The organism is Microbacterium sp. 3J1 (genome assembly GCF_001049495.1).
GTDB lineage: Bacteria > Actinomycetota > Actinomycetes > Actinomycetales > Microbacteriaceae > Microbacterium.
Genome location: NZ_CDWI01000008.1, coordinates 191,741 through 208,029, shown reverse-complemented (window position 1 = coordinate 208,029; position 16,289 = coordinate 191,741). Strand labels below are relative to the sequence as shown.

19 protein-coding genes and 1 tRNA gene are annotated in these 16,289 nt (G+C 69.2%); 10 read left to right on the top strand and 10 right to left on the bottom strand.

Annotated features, from left to right (window positions below; genetic code table 11):
* Positions 1–26: 26 nt before the first annotated feature.
* Both BN2660_RS05985 and BN2660_RS05980 read right to left on the bottom strand, forming a co-directional pair.
* Positions 27–293 (bottom strand): hypothetical protein, encoded by a 267-nt coding sequence (locus BN2660_RS05985; RefSeq protein ID WP_091228495.1) that lies wholly within the window; start codon positions 291–293, stop codon positions 27–29.
* Positions 290–523: a hypothetical protein gene (locus BN2660_RS05980; protein WP_091228492.1), complete on the bottom strand. Its 234-nt coding sequence runs from the start codon at positions 521–523 to the stop codon at positions 290–292. Before BN2660_RS05980 ends, BN2660_RS05985 begins: the two co-directional genes overlap by 4 nt.
* Before the next feature lie 179 nt (positions 524–702).
* Here BN2660_RS05980 and BN2660_RS05975 point away from each other — a divergent pair, with 179 nt between their 5' ends.
* The gene (locus tag BN2660_RS05975) at positions 703–1,692 is read left to right on the top strand and encodes an aldo/keto reductase (protein WP_091228488.1); all 990 of its coding nucleotides are present in this window, start codon (positions 703–705) and stop codon (positions 1,690–1,692) included.
* A gap of 7 nt (positions 1,693–1,699) precedes the next feature.
* On the opposite strand, the gene BN2660_RS05970 is transcribed toward BN2660_RS05975, so the two are convergent.
* Both BN2660_RS05970 and BN2660_RS05965 read right to left on the bottom strand, forming a co-directional pair.
* Positions 1,700–1,975, bottom strand: coding sequence for a hypothetical protein (locus BN2660_RS05970; protein WP_091228484.1), 276 nt, complete (start codon positions 1,973–1,975; stop codon positions 1,700–1,702).
* Between the two features lie 19 nt (positions 1,976–1,994).
* Entirely contained in the window at positions 1,995–2,792 is a 798-nt protein-coding gene (locus BN2660_RS05965) for a siderophore-interacting protein (protein WP_091228480.1), read from the bottom strand.
* Positions 2,793–2,913: 121 nt separating this feature from the next.
* On the opposite strand from BN2660_RS05965, the gene BN2660_RS05960 reads away from it, so the two are divergent.
* Positions 2,914–3,333, top strand: a complete 420-nt coding sequence (locus BN2660_RS05960) for a ribosomal maturation YjgA family protein (RefSeq protein WP_141651249.1) — start codon at positions 2,914–2,916, stop codon at positions 3,331–3,333.
* Here BN2660_RS05960 and BN2660_RS05955 read toward each other — a convergent pair whose 3' ends face one another.
* From BN2660_RS05955 to BN2660_RS05945, 3 genes are read right to left on the bottom strand one after another with little or no spacing between them, the layout of a single operon-like run.
* Complete coding sequence (locus BN2660_RS05955) at positions 3,334–3,711, bottom strand: hypothetical protein (RefSeq protein WP_091228472.1); 378 nt, start codon at positions 3,709–3,711, stop codon at positions 3,334–3,336.
* A 46-nt stretch (positions 3,712–3,757) separates the two neighbouring features.
* Positions 3,758–4,159, bottom strand: a complete 402-nt coding sequence (locus BN2660_RS05950; protein WP_091228468.1) for a GntR family transcriptional regulator — start codon at positions 4,157–4,159, stop codon at positions 3,758–3,760.
* A complete protein-coding gene (locus BN2660_RS05945; protein ID WP_141651248.1) occupies positions 4,156–5,187 on the bottom strand; it encodes a hypothetical protein in 1,032 nt (343 codons plus the stop codon). The genes BN2660_RS05950 and BN2660_RS05945 overlap by 4 nt, the downstream gene beginning before the upstream one ends.
* A 176-nt stretch (positions 5,188–5,363) precedes the next feature.
* Between BN2660_RS05945 and BN2660_RS05940 the strand changes: the two genes are divergently transcribed.
* A complete protein-coding gene (locus tag BN2660_RS05940; RefSeq protein ID WP_091228462.1) occupies positions 5,364–6,098 on the top strand; it encodes a hypothetical protein in 735 nt (244 codons plus the stop codon).
* A gap of 118 nt (positions 6,099–6,216) precedes the next feature.
* Here the strand turns inward: BN2660_RS05940 and BN2660_RS05935 are convergent.
* Positions 6,217–6,299: transfer RNA gene (locus tag BN2660_RS05935), tRNA-Leu, on the bottom strand.
* A 234-nt stretch (positions 6,300–6,533) separates the two neighbouring features.
* Between BN2660_RS05935 and BN2660_RS05930 the strand changes: the two genes are divergently transcribed.
* The 7 genes from BN2660_RS05930 to pknB are packed head-to-tail and all read left to right on the top strand — an operon-like array spanning position 6,534 to position 15,471.
* Positions 6,534–7,262, top strand: coding sequence for an FHA domain-containing protein (locus tag BN2660_RS05930; RefSeq protein WP_091228459.1), 729 nt, complete (start codon positions 6,534–6,536; stop codon positions 7,260–7,262).
* On the top strand, positions 7,259–7,789 hold the full coding sequence (locus BN2660_RS05925) for an FHA domain-containing protein FhaB/FipA (protein WP_091228455.1): 531 nt from the start codon (positions 7,259–7,261) through the stop codon (positions 7,787–7,789). Before BN2660_RS05930 ends, BN2660_RS05925 begins: the two co-directional genes overlap by 4 nt.
* Before the next feature lie 7 nt (positions 7,790–7,796).
* Entirely contained in the window at positions 7,797–9,086 is a 1,290-nt protein-coding gene (locus tag BN2660_RS05920; protein ID WP_091228452.1) for a PP2C family protein-serine/threonine phosphatase, read from the top strand.
* Positions 9,083–10,468 carry an FtsW/RodA/SpoVE family cell cycle protein gene (locus BN2660_RS05915; RefSeq protein ID WP_091228449.1) on the top strand — a complete coding sequence of 462 codons (1,386 nt, stop codon included), beginning with the start codon at positions 9,083–9,085 and terminating at the stop codon, positions 10,466–10,468. The genes BN2660_RS05920 and BN2660_RS05915 overlap by 4 nt, the downstream gene beginning before the upstream one ends.
* 40 nt (positions 10,469–10,508) lie before the next feature.
* Positions 10,509–11,963, top strand: coding sequence for a peptidoglycan D,D-transpeptidase FtsI family protein (locus BN2660_RS05910; RefSeq protein WP_091228446.1), 1,455 nt, complete (start codon positions 10,509–10,511; stop codon positions 11,961–11,963).
* The gene (locus BN2660_RS05905) at positions 11,960–13,717 is read left to right on the top strand and encodes a protein kinase domain-containing protein (RefSeq protein ID WP_091228442.1); all 1,758 of its coding nucleotides are present in this window, start codon (positions 11,960–11,962) and stop codon (positions 13,715–13,717) included. Before BN2660_RS05910 ends, BN2660_RS05905 begins: the two co-directional genes overlap by 4 nt.
* 56 nt (positions 13,718–13,773) lie before the next feature.
* Positions 13,774–15,471, top strand: a complete 1,698-nt coding sequence (gene pknB / locus BN2660_RS05900; RefSeq protein WP_091228433.1) for a Stk1 family PASTA domain-containing Ser/Thr kinase — start codon at positions 13,774–13,776, stop codon at positions 15,469–15,471.
* Positions 15,472–15,497: 26 nt separating this feature from the next.
* Here the strand turns inward: pknB and BN2660_RS05895 are convergent, their stop codons facing one another.
* Together BN2660_RS05895 and BN2660_RS16570 are read right to left on the bottom strand one after the other, a co-directional pair.
* Complete coding sequence (locus BN2660_RS05895; protein ID WP_091228430.1) at positions 15,498–16,133, bottom strand: anthranilate synthase component II; 636 nt, start codon at positions 16,131–16,133, stop codon at positions 15,498–15,500.
* On the bottom strand, positions 16,130–16,285 hold the full coding sequence (locus BN2660_RS16570) for a hypothetical protein (RefSeq protein ID WP_176697105.1): 156 nt from the start codon (positions 16,283–16,285) through the stop codon (positions 16,130–16,132). The genes BN2660_RS05895 and BN2660_RS16570 overlap by 4 nt, the downstream gene beginning before the upstream one ends.
* Between the last annotated feature and the right edge of the window lie 4 nt (positions 16,286–16,289).

The window sequence follows — 16,289 nt, the reverse complement described above, 5'->3', positions numbered from 1 at the left end:
CCGGGTCGTGCGCCGCGGAACCCCGGTCACTCGCCCGAGCGGCGGGTGCCGATCCCGGGCTCGTCGTTGTGGATCGACTCGTCCTTCACCTCCCCCTCCGAGGAGGGGTCGACGCGCACCGGGCCTTCGCCGCCCGAGTCGGCTCCCGCGCCGCCGGCGGGCACATCGCCCACGGCGTCCGGGTCATCGGCGTTCCGATCGGCGATCAGCGCGGCGATCGAATCACGTTGGGGTGCGTCGGCCGCCGCCTCCACCTCTTCGGGCTGCGGGTCCTGACCTGAGACGTCGCTCATTCCGTGCCGTCCCGAAGGTCGACGGGAGCGTCGCCCGAGTGCTGACCGCCTTCATCCTCCGGCGCGAGGTCGCCCTGACCGTCCTCGCCGATCTCCGCATCGATCAGGTCGTTGCCCTGTGTCTCGGGCTCCTGCGTGTCGGTCGGGAACGTCCCATCGGTCGGGTCCGCCTCGGGGACGCCGGGCATCTCCGGCTCGAAGCTGTTCGCGAAAGCGTCGATGTTGGTCATGGTGTCTCCTCTGTCGGTGTCCGAAGCACCATCGTCGATCACGACCGCGGCGAGCGCAGGGCGGTTGACAGCAGCAGACGGCCGGAGTATCCGACGCTCCCCGGCGGCGCGCCAGGCGGCACCCCTCTCCTTCCCCTCATGAGAGCATCGACTCACACCGTGATGCGAAGGGGATTCGGATGCTGCGCGCAGAGGACAGTGTGAGGCTCGGCCGGTCCGGCCTGAAGATCTCGAGGATCGTGCTGGGATGCATGAGCTTCGGCGCTCCAGACAGGGGAACGCACGGCTGGTCTCTCGACGAGGAGGCGAGCCGACCGCTCATCCGGCAGGCGCTGGAGGCGGGCATCACGACGTTCGACACCGCCGACGTGTACTCCGACGGCACCAGCGAGGAGTTCGTCGGCCGAGCGCTGGCCGACTTCGCAGACCGCGACCGGATCGAGATCGCGACCAAGGTGCACGGGCGGATGGGACCGGGAGCGAATCAGGCCGGACTCAGCCGCGCGCACATCCTGTCGGGGATCGACGCGAGCCTGAGGCGTCTCGGCACGGACTACGTCGACCTGTACCAGATCCACCGCTGGGACCCCGAGACGCCGATCGAGGAGACCATGGAGGCCCTGCACGACGTCGTGCGTTCGGGTAAGGCGCGGTACATCGGCGCCTCGTCGATGTGGGCGTGGCAGTTCGCGACGGCCCAGCACACTGCCGTGCAGAACGGATGGACACCGTTCATTTCGATGCAGGATCAGTACAACCTGCTGCAGCGCGAGGAGGAACGGGAGATGCACCCGTTCTGCCTCGACTCCGGTGTCGGTGTGCTGCCGTGGTCGCCGCTCGCCCGAGGTCGCCTCACCCGTGACTGGGACGACACCACGGCCCGCAGCGAATCGGACGCCTTCGGCAAGACGCTGTACCGGCGCGAGGAGGACTCGAACCGAGCGATCGTCGAGGCTGTCTTCCGCGTCGCCGAGGACCGGGGCGTGCCGCGCGCGCAGATCGCGCTCGCCTGGGTGGCCCAGCAGTCAGCCGTCACGGCCCCCATCGTCGGCGCCACGAAGGCGGCACACATCACGGATGCCGTCGCCGCGACCGCCATCCGCCTGGAGGATTCCGAGATCGACGCGCTGGAGAGCGCCTACACGCCGCGTGAGCCGGAAGGGTTCTAGCGGCCGCTCAGAACGAGCGCACCGAGAGCATCTGCCAGCCCTCGGGAACCTGCGCCTCGAGGGCGGACATGCTCTCGGCCTCGATCTCGCGGATGCCGTCGACCCGCGTGAACGTGCCGGTCGCCTGCATCTTCGCCTCGCCCTTCAGCATCCGCACCGGCGAGGAGACGAGGACGAAGCCGTCCTTCTGATGCGCGCGGAGCTGGGTGCTGACGTCCTCCAGAGAGGTGCCGATGACCTCCGCCGTGCTGGACTCGAGCGGACGGATCAGGGCGGCGAGCATCGTCCCAGTCTAGGAGCCGCTACTCGATCTGCCCGATGGGCTCGCGCTTCTCCGCCTGGAACTGGTCCTCGGCACGACCGCGGGCCCAGTAGGCGGAGATCGACAACGACTCCCGAGGGACCTCCCGCTGCTTCAGCACAGCCCTGATCTCCTTTATCGTGCCCCGCTCGCCGTGCGCGAAGACGGAGGGATGACCGTCGGCCCAGGGCAGTGCGGCGAGCGCGGCGAGGAGCTCGTCGTCCGTCGTCGTCCACGAGACGGTCACGCCGACCGGGACCTCGGGCAGGATGCGGTCGGCAGGATCGGGCAGCGCGAGCAGGACGTGCCCGACGGCATCCGTCGCCATGGCATCGATCGCCGACGAGATCGCCGGAAGCGCGGTGTGGTCGCCGATCAGCAGGTGCCACGGAGCCTTCGGGTCGGGCCGGTATCCGCCGCCGGCGCCGCTCACGACGAGTGTGTCTCCGGGCTTCGCGCGGCGCGCCCAGGGGCCCGCGACGCCCTCGTCTCCGTGCACGACGAAGTCGATCACGAGGCGTCGGCGATCCGGATCGCTCGACCGCACCGTGTACGTGCGGCGGGTGGGGAGCTTCTCGGGGCTGTGCTCGCGCAGCTGGGTCAGATCGTACGGAGGCACGAGCCCATGGCGCGGGTCGGCGAAGAGGATCTTCACGTACTTGTCGGTCGAGTCGTTGTCCACGAACGCCGAGTAGCCGTCGCCACCCGCGGTCACCCTGATCAGGTCGGGGCTGACCTGCTCCACCTCCTGCACCGTGAGCACGGCTTGAGAGGGGGACGTGCGCGGCTGATCGGTCATTCGGACTCCTGGAGGTCGCGGGTGAAGCCGTTCCAGTCTGCCCGGGATTCGACGACCCGGGGCGGCCGGCGACTCTGCTGCGTCCGGCTGCGCATCCGAGGCGGCGTCCTAGGGTGGAGCCGTGCCGTCCTCCTCGACTCCTGCTGCCGTCGCCCGCACGCGTCGAGTGCGGTGCGTGGTCGCCGCCGCACTGGTCGTCGCGGTCGGCCTCGCGGTGCACCTCGCCGGCTCAGGACCGCTGGCGGATGCCGCGGGCGACGCCCTCTACGCCGTGATGATCTACCTCGTCATCGCGATCCTGCTCCCTCGCGCGAGCGTCTGGGTGGTCGGCGCGAGCGCAGTGGTCGTCTGCACCGCCATCGAGGTGTTCCAGCTCACCGGCCTGCCCGGAGCCTGGGCAGAGACGTTCTGGCCGATCCGGCTCGTCCTCGGGGTCGGGTTCGACGCGCGCGACCTCGTCGCGTACGGGGCGGGTGCCGCAGCGGCGGTCGGATGCGACCTGGCGCTCCGCGCTCTCGACGAGAGGCGTGGGCGCCGCTGATCAGCTCTTCGCGGTGGCGGCGACGAGGTCCAGCCGGTCGAGGAGCAGCTCACCGGCACCGTTCATCGCCATGATCGCGTTCAGGGTGACGAGCGCAGCGAGCAGTGTGAAGAAGAGGACCCCCGGCAGGTTCCGTCGCGAGACGATGGTGATGACGAGGGCGGCGAGCGCGCCGCCGATCGCGACCGTCTGACCCGCTACAGTCGCGAATGCCATCCGCACGGCGCTCACGGCGGTCAGCGGTCCGTAGCTGTTGAGTAACGCGGCGAGCGCGAACGGGATGACGATGAGGGTCACGAGGAGCACCAGGCGGCGACGCAGGAACCAGCGCGGCTGACGGACGACGACCTGCGGCGTGACGACCTGTGCGGTGCTCATCGCGCGAGTGTATCGGCAGGTCGTAGCCGAGCACAGCACCGCGTGGTCATCCCCTCGACGAGCCGGGGGCGCTCGACGAGGCGGATGCCGTCGACCAGAGGACGCGCAGCACGCTGACGACATCGTCGGCGCTGGAGCCGGCGACGGATGCGGTCTCGACGAGTTCGCGTGCCAGCCGCATCACGGGCAGCGGAAGCACGGCCGCGGACTCGGCGACGCGGGTGCCCGCCGCCGTGCGGCTGACCACGAGACCCTCCTGCTCGAGCATCTTGTAGGCCTTCGCCGCCGTGCCCGGCGCGACGCCGAGGTCGCTCGCGGTCTGCCGGACCGTCGGCAGGCGTTCGTTCGCTCCGAGCTGCCCCGAGACGATCAGGCCGCGGAACTGGCGATAGATCTCGACAGCGGATCCGCTCTCCTCCGCGGCGGCGACGGCCTGCTCCTGCGTCATCGGAGCTCTTCGGCGGGCGCGGCGGACCCGGTGGCGAGCAGCGGGGTCGGCAGTCGGCGGGGCACGCGCATGGCGACGAGCACGAGCAGGGTGAAGCCGACGACTTCGAGCAGCGGCGCTCCCCATCCGACGACGGCCGCGAGCTCCGCATACTTCCACGTGGCGTCGTACGGGGCGCCCTCGTTCACGCCGGTGATCACGATGCCCGTGATCGCGTTCGCGTCGGCGACGAGCCGAAAGCCTGCGGCGAGCGCCAGCGCCAGCGCGGCGATCGGGATCGTCGTGGCATCGGATGCGAGGTGTCGGCGGACGGTCCGCTCGGCGTGCACGGTCTCCGGGCGGATGAAGGGACGTGCCGCGTTGAGGCGGAGCAGGACGACGACGGCGACGACGAGCGCGGCGGCACCCAGCAACGCCGGTATGCCATACGTCCATCCGTAGAACTGCACGCGCAGCGGATCGACGTCCGGGAGGTTGGGAACGGGAATCTGGAGGATGACGTGTCGGCCGTCGCGGTCCGTCGACGAGACGAGTCCCGCGAGCACCGTCGTGACGACCAGAACGACGAGGAGCGTGCCGAGGATCACGAGGTCGCGGGGCCGACTGAAACTCGACCAGGTCCGCCGCGCGGCGGGGATCACGGGAACGCTGGAGGGGGCGGTGCCGCGGGTACCGATCCACGTCGCCACGAAGGCGATTCCGAGGCATGCGGCGAGCAGCGGCATCGCGACCCGCAGCGGGGCTGTGGATGCGGACATGTCGAGGACGTAGGACCGCAGGAGCACGTCGGCCAGTGGCGCCACGATGACGGCCACCGCCACCACTGCGAGCAGCACGACCTCGGAGCGGTGCCTGCTGCGGATTTCGAGCTGGTCGGTCTGTCGGAGGGCAGCGCTCTCGGCATCACGCCTGTGCGATGCCCACGCTTCGACGACGAGGGAGACGAAGATCGCGATCACCAGGGAGGTGATCGGCAGCGAGACGAGCGCCATCACGACGTCCGGCAGGTTCCAGGTGGTCAGGTGCATCATTCGCTTCCCCCATGTTGTGTCACCGTTGTATCACAACTTGTACCAACTTCGCAGCACAAGGCCGTAACCGTTGCGCGGCTCGAGATGCCCTCGTGTCTTCGGGCGCCCCGGTCGCCTAGCGTGTGAGGGGACAGAGGACGACGGGGCCGACGGCCGCGGGGGCGGAGCAGACGATGAGCAAGAGAGATGCCGAGCTGCGCGCGCTGCAGGCCCGCGCCTACGGACGCGATGCCGACATCGGCGACGACCCCGCGGCGCTCAGACGGCTCGCGGCGCTCGAGTCCCGGGAGTTCGACATCATCGATACGGGTGCCGAGGAGCTTCTCGCCGAGCTGCGCGGCCCGCATCCGCAGACGCCTCCGGGCGCCACGAGTCGCGAGCCCGCGGATCCCCTCGCCGCCGACATGAATCCGCCGTCGAGATCCGATCGCGCTCGGCTGTTCGCCCCTGCACCACGACCTGCGTGGCTCGTCGTCGGCGCACTCTGCGTCGTTGTCGCGGCGATCGGTGCGGGCGCGTTCGCGTTCGCATCACGGCCCGCGCCTCCGGGGATCATCACCACCCTCGGCGTCGACGAATCAGGCGAATGGCCGGAGGTGCTCGGCGACCCGCAGGAGGGCTCGGCGGTGTTCGAGGACTACCTCGGCATCACGTTCATCCGGAACCCAGAGTGGATCACGTCCGACCGTTCCGGAGAGAACTGTCTGTTGGCGGCGAATTCCGACGTGCTCCTCTCGAACGACTTCGGAGGATTCCAGGTCGGATGCTCCGCCGGGGCTTTCCCGGCAGTGATCCAGTTCACGGTCGACTCGAACACGACCGACGAACTGCAGCAGGAGTTCTCGGAGGGCACCGCACTGCAGTTCACGCTCCGCGGGAACGCCGTCGAGGTGCGCGTCGACGAGTGAGGTGCTTCGTCTGTACGACGTCGCGTCGACACGGACGGGAAGAGCCGGTCAGAAACTATCTCTGACCGGCTCTTTCACCTCAAACAGATCGGGCTGAATAAACGAATACAGCCTCGTGTGCGCGAGGGGGGACTCGAACCCCCACGTCCTTGCGAACACTGGCACCTGAAGCCAGCGCGTCTACCATTCCGCCACTCGCGCGAGTGTCTCATTCCGAAGAACTCAACTTTGCGAGGATATCACGCGATCCGACCCCCGATGAAACCGGCCCCCGCAGCATCCGATCGACATCGGCGCAGCGGCGGCACCCCCGGTCGGTCACCGACCGTCGCCGCCCGAATCCCCCGAGAACACCGGGAAACAGCGGTCACGACGGCGTTCACCCAGAACACCTGACTACGATGTCCCTACCGGTCGGCATGCCAGAGGAGCCCAGTGGGACTACTTGACAGCTTTGAGAAGGGTCTCGAGCGCGCTGTGAACAGCGCCTTCGCGAAGACCTTCCGCAGCGGCATCCAGCCCGTGGAGATCGCCTCCGCCATCCGGCGCGAGGCCGACACCAAGGCGGCTGTGGTGAGCCGCGACCGCATCATCGCGCCCAACAGCTACGTGGTGCGGCTCAGCACCGACGACGCCGAGCGGATGCGGGGGCTCGGCGGCGCGCTGACCGATGAGCTCCTCGCGCTTCTCACCACGCACGGCAAGGCGCAGGGCTACAGCTTCTCGGGACCGCTCACGATCACCCTCGAAGGCGATGACAAGATCGCCACCGGCACCGTGCGCGTCAGCTCCGGCACGGTCGAGGGCCGCGTCAATTGGCAGGCCGTCATCGACGTCGACGGACGCCGTCACTCACTGACCCGCGCCCGCACCGTCATCGGCCGCGGGTCGGATGCCGACATCACGATCGCCGATGCCGGTTCGAGCCGCAAGCACGTCGAGGTCCTCTGGGACGGCGAGCGCGCCATGATGCGCGACCTCGGATCCACGAACGGCACGAAGGTCGACGGTCAGAAGGTGCGCGAGGCCGCCCTCCCCACCGACACCACGATCACGATCGGTCGCACGGACCTCGTCTTCCGCATCGTCCCCGTCGCCACCCCGTCGCGTCCCGCGCGTCCTCGTGACGACGACGCCACCCGCGCGTTCGGAGCGATCACGTGAGCACTCCCTCCGAACTCGTCCTCCTCCTCCTGCGCTTCGGGTTCCTCTTGCTGCTGTGGTTCTTCGTGTTCGGCGTCGTCTACTCGCTGCGCGCCGACCTGTTCGGCATGAAGGTGCGCAAGCTCCCGGCCGACGGCGATGCAGCTGCCCCGGCGGCCGCACCCTCCACCCCTCCGGCTCCCGCCCGTCCGTCCTCGGCCAAGCCGGTGACGACGGGCCCCGCGACCATCGCCACCGCGAAGCGGCTCGTCATCACGTCAGGACCCAAGGCCGGACTCGAACTACCGCTCGGCACCGAGACCATGACCATCGGTCGATCCAGTGAGTCGGCCCTCGTCATCCGCGACGACTACACCTCCAGTCATCACGCGCGGCTGCTGCTGCGCGGCGATGCGTGGGCGATCCAGGACCTCGATTCGACGAACGGCACCTTCGTCGCCGGTCAGCGCGTGACGGGCGGCCCCGTCTCGCTCTCGCTGGGCACCCCGATCAAGGTGGGCGCCACGACCTTCGAGCTGCGAGCCTGACCCCGGCATGGTCTTCGAGGGCTCGAGCGCCGCGATCTCCCACACCGGGAAGGTCCGCTCCAACAACCAGGATTCCGGATACTCCGGGGCCAACCTGTTCGTCGTCGCCGACGGCATGGGCGGCCACGCCGGCGGCGACGTCGCCTCGAGCATCGCGATCCACCGGATGGAGCCGCTCGATCAGCCCTACTCGTCGACGGAAGACGCGCAGGCCTCGCTCCAGGCCGCCGCGACCACTGCCGCCGGCGATCTGATCCGCGCCGCGAAGGACCGCCCGGAACTGGCCGGTCTCGGCACCACGCTGAGCGCCATCATCATGGTCGACGACTTCGCGGTCATCGGCCACATCGGCGACTCGCGCATCTACCTGTATCGCGACGACGCGCTCACCCAGATCACGGCAGACCACACCTTCGTGCAGCGGCTGGTCGACTCGGGCCGCATCACTCCAGAGGAGGCGCGCTACCACCCCCGTCGCTCCGTGCTGATGCGGGTCCTCAGCGACATGGACGCGGATCCCGAGCTCGACATGTTCGTGATGCACACGCAGCCCGGCGACCGCTGGCTGCTGTGCTCCGACGGCCTGTCAGGAGTCGTCGACGAGGAGCGCATCCTCAAGGCGATGCGGCTCGGAATGGCCCCGGGCCGCACCGCCGACAACCTGCTCAAGCAGGCCCTCGACGGCGGCGCCCCCGACAACGTCACCATCGTGCTCGTCGACGTCGGCGGACAGCACGCGATGCACTCCGGCACGGCGACGATCGTCGGCTCCGCATCGAATCCGGCCAACGTCACCGTGCCGCCGGTGCGCGCCCCGCGCAGCAACTGGCTGCACCCGGTGCGCCAGGCCGCGAACGAGCCCAGCCACTTCGAGCCGGCGCCCGAGTACCTCGAGGAGCTCATCGAAGAGGACCGTCGGCGCGCCCGCCGGCGCCGTTTCGGATGGATCGCCGGGATGCTCCTGGTGCTCGCCGTCCTCGCGTTCGCCGCGTTCGCGGCCTACAGCTGGACGCAGACGCGCTACTTCGTCGGCGCCGACGAGGACAGCGTGGTGATCTACCAGGGCGTGCAGCAGAACATCGGCCCGATCACCCTGTCGACTCCGCTCACCGACACCGACATCCTGCTCGCCAACCTCCCGCCGTACCAGCGCGATTCCGTCGAGCGCACCATCTCCGCGCGGTCGCTGTCGGATGCCGAGGCGATCGTCGCTCGACTGCAGGCCGGCGCCGACCGCGTGATCGGCGAGACGCCCCTGCCCACGCCTGTACCCACGCCGACGGAGGACGCCGGATGAGCGCCGACGTCACGGCCGACACCGCCGTCATCAAGGCGCTCCGCAAGATGCGGATGCCGCAGACGCAGCGCAACCGCGAGTTCTGGCTGCTCCTGTTCGCCGTCGCGATCAGCGGTGCCTCCCTCACCCTCGTGCAGCTCGGTGCGCTCGGCCTGATCGACCCGATGATCCTCGCGATCGGCGGCGGGCTCGCCGTCCTGGCGTTCGCCCTGCACTTCGTGCTGAGGGCTGTGGCCTCCGACGCCGACCCGTTCGTGCTGCCGATCGCCACCCTGCTGACCGGCCTGGGCATCGCGATGATCTACCGAATCGACATCGCCGAGTCGCTCACCGGGTGGAACGCGTATTCCACCAAGCAGCTCGCCTGGACGGCGATCTCCCTCGCGGGCGCCATCACCGTCGTCATCCTGCTGCGCAACTACCGAGTGCTGTTCCGATACACGTACATCTTCGGCCTCTCCGGCATCCTGCTCCTGCTGCTGCCGTTCGTGCCCGGCCTGCGCATCCCCGACGCGAACGCCCAGGTGTGGGTGTCGCTCGGCGGCATGTTCGCGTTCCAGCCGGGCGAGCTCGCCAAGATCTGCCTCGCCATCTTCTTCGCCGGCTACCTGGTGCGCACCCGCGAGAGTCTGACCTCGGTCGGCACCAGATTCCTCGGCATCACCTGGCCCCGCATGCGCGAGCTCGGGCCGGTCCTCGTGGTCTGGGCGATCTCGCTCGGAATCATCGTGATCCAGCGCGACCTCGGCACCGGAACCCTCATCTTCGGCATGTTCGTCGCGATGCTCTACGTCGCGACCGGCAAGACGAGCTGGGTGCTCATCGGCCTGGCCCTCGTCGCCGCCGGTGTGGCGGTCGCGACCCAGATCCTCAGCTACGTCCGTGGGCGCTTCATCAACTGGCTCTTCCTCTTCGACCCGCAGCAGGTCGACCCCGAGGATGCCGGATTCCAGCCGATGCAGGGCCTCTTCGGCCTCGCACACGGCGGGCTGCTCGGCACCGGCTGGGGCCAGGGACGCCCCGACGTCACCCCCCTCGCGCACAGCGACTACATCATCACGAGCCTCGGCGAGGAGATCGGGCTCATCGGGCTGTTCGCCATCCTCTGCCTCTACATGGTCTTCATCAGCCGCGGCATCCGCATCGGTCTCGCGGGACAGGACGACTTCGGCAAGCTGCTCGCCACCGGCCTCGCCTTCACCATCGCGCTGCAGGTGTTCATCATGGTCGGCGGCGTGACGCGCGTCATCCCCCTCACCGGCCTCACGACCCCGTTCCTCGCCGCCGGAGGCTCCTCGCTCGTGGCCAACTGGCTCATCGTGGCGATCCTGCTGCGCATCTCCGACGGCGTCCGCAGCCAACCGAGGGCGGTGATCGGCTGATGCTCGCACTCACCCGGATTCTGTCGAAGGGCGGCCTCGCATGACGAAACAGCTCCGCCGCCTCAGCATCGTGATGCTGTTCATGTTCCTGTCGCTGTTCGTCGCGACCAGCTGGATCCAGGTCGTCGAGGCCGACAACCTCGGTCAGAACCAGAACAACCGTCGCACCCTGCTCGACAGCTATGAGATCCAGCGCGGGTCGATCATCGTCGACGACGTCGCGATCGCCTCATCGGTCCCGTCGGACGACCGGTACCAGTTCCAGCGCGTCTACACGGATGCCGCCATGTGGGAGCCGGTCACCGGATACTTCAACCCGGCCCTGCAGTCCGCCACCGGAATCGAGCGCGCTCTGAACGCCGATCTCTCGGGCACGGGCTCCAGCGCGTTCTTCGCCGAGATCGAACGCATCCTCTCGGGTCAGCCGCAGACCGGCTTCAGCGTCGAGCTGTCGCTGAACACCGCCGCGCAGCAGGCCGCCTACGACGCTCTGCAGGGACTCCAGGGCGCGGTCGTCGCGATCGAGCCGAAGACCGGGCGCATCCTCGCGATGACCTCGACACCCGGTTTCGACACGAACGCGCTGGCCACGCACGACGCGGATGCCGCGAACGCGACCTACGACCAGCTCGTCGACGATCCGCTGAAGCCGCTCTCGAACCGTGCGATCGCCGGCGACCTGAATCCTCCCGGCTCGACGTTCAAGCTCGTCGTCGCGGCCGCCGCCTACGCATCGGGCGAGTGGACGCCGGATTCCACGCTGCCGAACCCCGCGCGCTACACGCTCCCCCAGTCGTCGAACACCGTATCGAACGCGTGGGGCGGCACGTGCGGCCCCGGCGAGACGGTCACGATCTCCGAGGCGCTCCGGCTGAGCTGCAACATCCCGATGGCGCAGCTCGCCGTTCAGCTCGGCGACGACCGCATCCGCGAGATGGCGGAGAAGTTCGGCTTCAATCGGAGCTTCGCGACACCCCTCGAGTCGACGCCGTCCAGCTACCCGCGCGGGCTCAACGACCCGCAGACCGCGCTGACCGGCTTCGGTCAGGGGCAGGTCACCGCGACCCCGCTGCAGATCGCGATGGTGGCCGCCGGCATCGCGAACGACGGCGTCGTGATGAACCCCCGACTGGTCGATACCGTGATCGGCATCGATCTCTCGGTGATCCGCGCCTACGAGGACACCGAGTACGGGCGGGCCCTCGAGGCGTCGGTCGCCGATCAGGTGGCGTCGTCGATGGTCGCAAGCGTCTCAAACGGCGCGGCGCAGGGTGCAAGAATAGACGGGGTCGACGTGGCGGGTAAGACCGGTACGACCGAGAACGATGACAATCCGTACACGTTGTGGTTCACAGGGTTCGCACCTGCGGACGACCCGCAGGTGGCAGTAGCGGTCCTCGTCGAAGACGGCGGTGGACAAGGGCAGTCAGGATCCGGCGACACCATCGCCGCTCCGATTGCAAAGAAGGTCATAGAGGCGGTGCTGGGCAGATGAGACCGACGCAGGGTGTGTCGTTCGGTGGTCGCTACGAGCTGCAGTCGCGTATTGCGATCGGCGGCATGGGCGAGGTGTGGGAGGCGACGGATCACGTCATCGGACGCACCGTCGCGATCAAGATCCTCAAGGACGAGTACATGGGGGACCCCGGGTTCCTCGAGCGGTTCCGCGCCGAGGCGCGCCATGCCGCTCTCGTCAATCACGAGGGCATCGCCAGCGTGTTCGACTACGGCGAGGAGAACGGCAGCGCCTACCTCGTCATGGAGCTCGTCCCCGGCGAGGCCCTGTCGACGATCATCGAGCGCGACGGCTCGCTGAGCGCGGACAAGACTCTCGACATCGTCGCCCAGACGGCATCCGCACTCCAGGCCGCGCACGCGGCCGGGCTCGTGCACCGCGACATCAAGCCGGGCAACCTGCTGATCACGCCCGACGGTCGCGTGAAGATCACCGACTTCGGCATCGCGCGCATCGCCGACCAGGTGCCGCTGACGGCCACCGGTCAGGTCATGGGCACCGTGCAGTACCTGTCGCCCGAGCAGGCGTCCGGCCACCCCGCATCCCCGGCGACCGACACGTACTCGCTCGGCATCGTCGCCTACGAGTGCCTCGCCGGCAAGCGCCCCTTCACGGGCGAGTCGCAGGTCGCGATCGCGATGGCGCAGATCAACGAGCAGCCGCCGCCGCTGCCGCCGACCGTGCCGATCCCGGTGCAGAACCTCGTCATGGCGATGATCGCCAAGAAGCCGGCCGACCGCCCGTCGTCGTCGGCGACCGTCGCCCGTGCCGCTCAGGCGCTGCGCCGGGGCGACCTAAATTCCGCAGCCATCGCCGTTCCCGCCATCGCGGCAGGGGCGGCGGGGGCCGATGACGCCACGCGCCTGCTGACGTCCACCGGCGACGACGGCACGACCCGCATCCTGCCGACCACGGCGCAGCTCCCCACCGGAGCCACCGCCGAGGACGAGGCGGAGGGCGAGAAGAAGAAGCGCAGTCCGTGGACGTGGCCGCTCATCGCCCTCATCGCGCTGCTGGTGATCGTGCTCGGCGGAACGGTGATCGCCCTGATGAACCAGGACGACGGCCGCGGCGGAGCAGATCCGACCGGGACGCCCACGACGAGCCAGACGCCGAAGCCGACCCCCACGGAGGTCGAGACGCCCGAACCCGCGCAGGTGAACGTCGACGGCCTCGGCCTCATCGGCATGCAGTGCGAGGCAGCGCAGCGCGCCGCCGTCAACGCGGGCCTGCAGGCCGAGTGCGTCGTCGGCAACACGGTCGCACCGAGCGCCGGTCAGGTCGGCACCGTCGAGTCGGTGACCCCGGGCGGCAACGTCCCGGAAGGCACGGCGCTGACGCTGACCACCTTCAAGGAGCAGGTCCAGGTAGGCAAGCCCACCGGCACTCCCTCGATCGCCGGAACCGCCACCGAAGGCCAGCCCGTCACCCTGAACTGGCCGAGTTTCGAGTGCCCCTCGGGCACCGGACCGCGGTCGGCCTTCGAGGTCACGCTCACCAACGCGACGTTCTCGGGCGGCAATGCGGGCGAGTCGATCCGCAGCTTCGGTCCGAGCGTCCTCACGACGCAGATCATCCCCGGCGCCGCGGGCCAGAGCATCACCGCCACGTATCGCGTCTTCTGCGGCGAGATGGCTTCTGAGCCCTCGAACGCGTCCGCTCCCGTCGTCATCCTCCCCGCCGTCCCCGACGGCGGCGACGGTGCCGACGGCGGCGACGACGCAGGCGAATAAGCAGGTTCGCCACGTAGGCTGAGCTTTTCACCAGGTCGTTCTCAGGGGGTCAGTACGTGTCGACAGAGCCACGCGTGCTCGCGGGTCGCTACCGCGTCGACGAACTCATCGGGCACGGCGGCATGGCGAAGGTGTACCGCGGGTACGACCTGACGCTGGGTCGCCAGGTCGCCATCAAGATCCTCGACCCCGAGCTGGCCAGAGACACTGCCTTCCGTACCCGTTTCCGCCTCGAGGCGCAGTCGGCATCGCGCATGTCGCACCCGTCGATCGTGCGTGTGTACGACGCGGGTGACCCGTCGACCGCTGACGCGAACTCGACCGAGCCGCCGTACATCGTGATGGAGCTCATCGGCGGAACCCTCCTGAAGGACATCATCGCGAAGGGCCCCGTGCCCGTCGAAGACGCCGTGCGCTACGTCGACGGCATCCTCGAGGCGCTCGACTACTCGCACCGTGCCGGAGTCGTGCATCGCGACATCAAGCCGGGCAACGTCATGGTCACCGAGAAGGGCCAGGTCAAGGTCATGGACTTCGGCATCGCGCGCGCGGTGTCCGACTCGTCGTCGACCGTGGCCGAGACCACCCAGATCATCGGCACCGCCGCATACTTCTCGCCCGAGCAGGCCAAGGGCGAGCCCGTGGACGCCCGGGCCGACCTCTATTCCACCGGTGTCGTGCTCTACGAGCTGCTCACCGGCCGACAGCCGTTCCGGGGCGAGTCCCCCGTCGCCGTCGCGTACCAGCACGTCAGCGAGACCCCGGTCCCGCCGACCGAGATCAACGAGGACTCCCCCGGCGCCCTGGACCCGATCGTGCTGCGCGCGCTCGCGAAGGATCCGTACCAGCGGTACCCGGATGCTGCGCACTTCCGCGCCGCACTCGACTCCGCCGTCGCCGGGCGCGCGCCGAGCCGCAAGGAGCTGGGCGCCCTCACCAGCGAGCTGTACGGGCCCAGTCCTCGGCAGGCCCAGGAGACCGCCCGGTCGCTGCGTCAGCTGAGCACCGACACCACGATGGCGCGCACCCAGTCCGGCCCTCCGGTCGCATGGATCTGGGCGGGCGTGGCGCTGCTCGCCGTGCTGCTGGCCTCGGTCCTGTTCTGGGTGTGGACGATCAGCATGCGCCCCGAGGAGGTGCCGACGAGCTCGCGCACCGTGCCCGACCTCGTCAACGTCTCGTCGGAACGCGCGCAGGAGGACCTCGGCGAGCTCGACCTGACATCGACTCTGGTGCTCGAGGCCAGCTCGGAGATCGCCGAAGGCAATGTCATCCGCACCGATCCCGTCTCAGGGACCGCGGTGAGCCAGGGCGACTCGGTCACCCTCTACGTGTCCTCCGGCAAGGAGACCGTCGTCGTTCCCACGCTCGAGGGCCTGTCGCTGGCCGCCGCGAAAGACGCTCTCGCGTCGGCGGGCCTTCAGCTCGGCACCGTGATCCAGCGCAACGACAAGGGCCTCGCGGCCGACACGGTGATGGAGGCGAGCGTCACGGCGGATGCCGAGGTCGAGCCGGGCACCATCGTGAACCTCGTCGTCGCCAGCGGTCGCGTGACGATCAGGGACATGTCCGGCTGGACTCTGGCGGCCGCCACCGAGGAGCTCGACAACCTGGGACTCACTGCCCAGCCCGTCGAGCTGACGGACTGCCCCGCGGTCACTCCGCCTACGGTCACCTCGATGTCGGTGGCCCCGGGCGACGTGCCCATCGGCTCCACGGTCGAGCTGCGTTACTGCACGGGTGCCGCCGGCTGAGCCGGGGCTGCGAGACTGCGTCCGCGTCACGCGTGCGAGAGCGGATGCAGTCGCTCCGAGCGCTCGACGGCCTCGGCATCGCCGCACATCGCCAGCCAGTTCGCGAGAAGCCGGTAGCCGCCCTCCGTCAGAACGCTCTCGGGGTGGAACTGGACCCCGAGGATCGGCAGCTCGGCATGCGCGAGCGCCATCACCGTGCCGGTCTCTGACCGCGCGGTGACGACGACATCCGCCGGCAGGGCCGACCCCGCGATCGCGAGGGAGTGATAGCGGCCGACGTCGAACGGCGAGGGGATGCCGGCGAACAGCGCCGAGCCGTCATGCTCGACCCGAGACGTCATTCCGTGCATGAGCTCTGGCGCCTCGGACACCGGCGCTCCGAACGCCTCCCCGATGGCCTGGTGCCCGAGGCACACGCCGAGCAGCGGACGTCGCAGCAGTGCGGCGGTGCGGACGGCGGCGATCGACGACCCGGCATCCGTCGGGGTTCCCGGACCCGGCGAGATCATGACCCCGTCGACCCCGCTCAGGAGACTGACGAGTTCCGCATGCCCGACGGCATCCGCTTCGATCATCGACACGTCGGCACCCAGCTCGCGAAGGTACCCGACCAGGGTGTGCACGAAGCTGTCGTGGTTGTCCACGACGAGCACGCGTGTCATTCGAGGTCGACCTCGCCCGGGGTGATGAACGGGCTCACCCAGGGGAACACGTACCAGAACAGCCCGTAGAGCACGGCGGCCACGAGGGCCAGCACGATGAAGAGCTTCAGCCACCAGGGGCCGGGCAGGATGCGCCAGAGTGCGGCATACATGAGT

Bases quoted from the DNA above. Each gene is read 5' to 3' on its own strand.
- BN2660_RS05985 (WP_091228495.1), bottom strand. From the start codon at position 293: ATGAGCGACGTCTCAGGTCAGGACCCGCAGCCCGAAGAGGTGGAGGCG.
- BN2660_RS05980 (WP_091228492.1), bottom strand. From the start codon at position 523: ATGACCAACATCGACGCTTTCGCGAACAGCTTCGAGCCGGAGATGCCC.
- BN2660_RS05975 (WP_091228488.1), top strand. From the start codon at position 703: ATGCTGCGCGCAGAGGACAGTGTGAGGCTCGGCCGGTCCGGCCTGAAG.
- BN2660_RS05970 (WP_091228484.1), bottom strand. From the start codon at position 1,975: ATGCTCGCCGCCCTGATCCGTCCGCTCGAGTCCAGCACGGCGGAGGTC.
- BN2660_RS05965 (WP_091228480.1), bottom strand. From the start codon at position 2,792: ATGACCGATCAGCCGCGCACGTCCCCCTCTCAAGCCGTGCTCACGGTG.
- BN2660_RS05955 (WP_091228472.1), bottom strand. From the start codon at position 3,711: ATGAGCACCGCACAGGTCGTCACGCCGCAGGTCGTCGTCCGTCAGCCG.
- BN2660_RS05950 (WP_091228468.1), bottom strand. From the start codon at position 4,159: ATGACGCAGGAGCAGGCCGTCGCCGCCGCGGAGGAGAGCGGATCCGCT.
- BN2660_RS05945 (WP_141651248.1), bottom strand. From the start codon at position 5,187: ATGCACCTGACCACCTGGAACCTGCCGGACGTCGTGATGGCGCTCGTC.
- BN2660_RS05940 (WP_091228462.1), top strand. From the start codon at position 5,364: ATGAGCAAGAGAGATGCCGAGCTGCGCGCGCTGCAGGCCCGCGCCTAC.
- BN2660_RS05920 (WP_091228452.1), top strand. From the start codon at position 7,797: ATGGTCTTCGAGGGCTCGAGCGCCGCGATCTCCCACACCGGGAAGGTC.
- BN2660_RS05915 (WP_091228449.1), top strand. From the start codon at position 9,083: ATGAGCGCCGACGTCACGGCCGACACCGCCGTCATCAAGGCGCTCCGC.
- BN2660_RS05910 (WP_091228446.1), top strand. From the start codon at position 10,509: ATGACGAAACAGCTCCGCCGCCTCAGCATCGTGATGCTGTTCATGTTC.
- BN2660_RS05905 (WP_091228442.1), top strand. From the start codon at position 11,960: ATGAGACCGACGCAGGGTGTGTCGTTCGGTGGTCGCTACGAGCTGCAG.
- BN2660_RS05895 (WP_091228430.1), bottom strand. From the start codon at position 16,133: ATGACACGCGTGCTCGTCGTGGACAACCACGACAGCTTCGTGCACACC.
- BN2660_RS16570 (WP_176697105.1), bottom strand. From the start codon at position 16,285: ATGTATGCCGCACTCTGGCGCATCCTGCCCGGCCCCTGGTGGCTGAAG.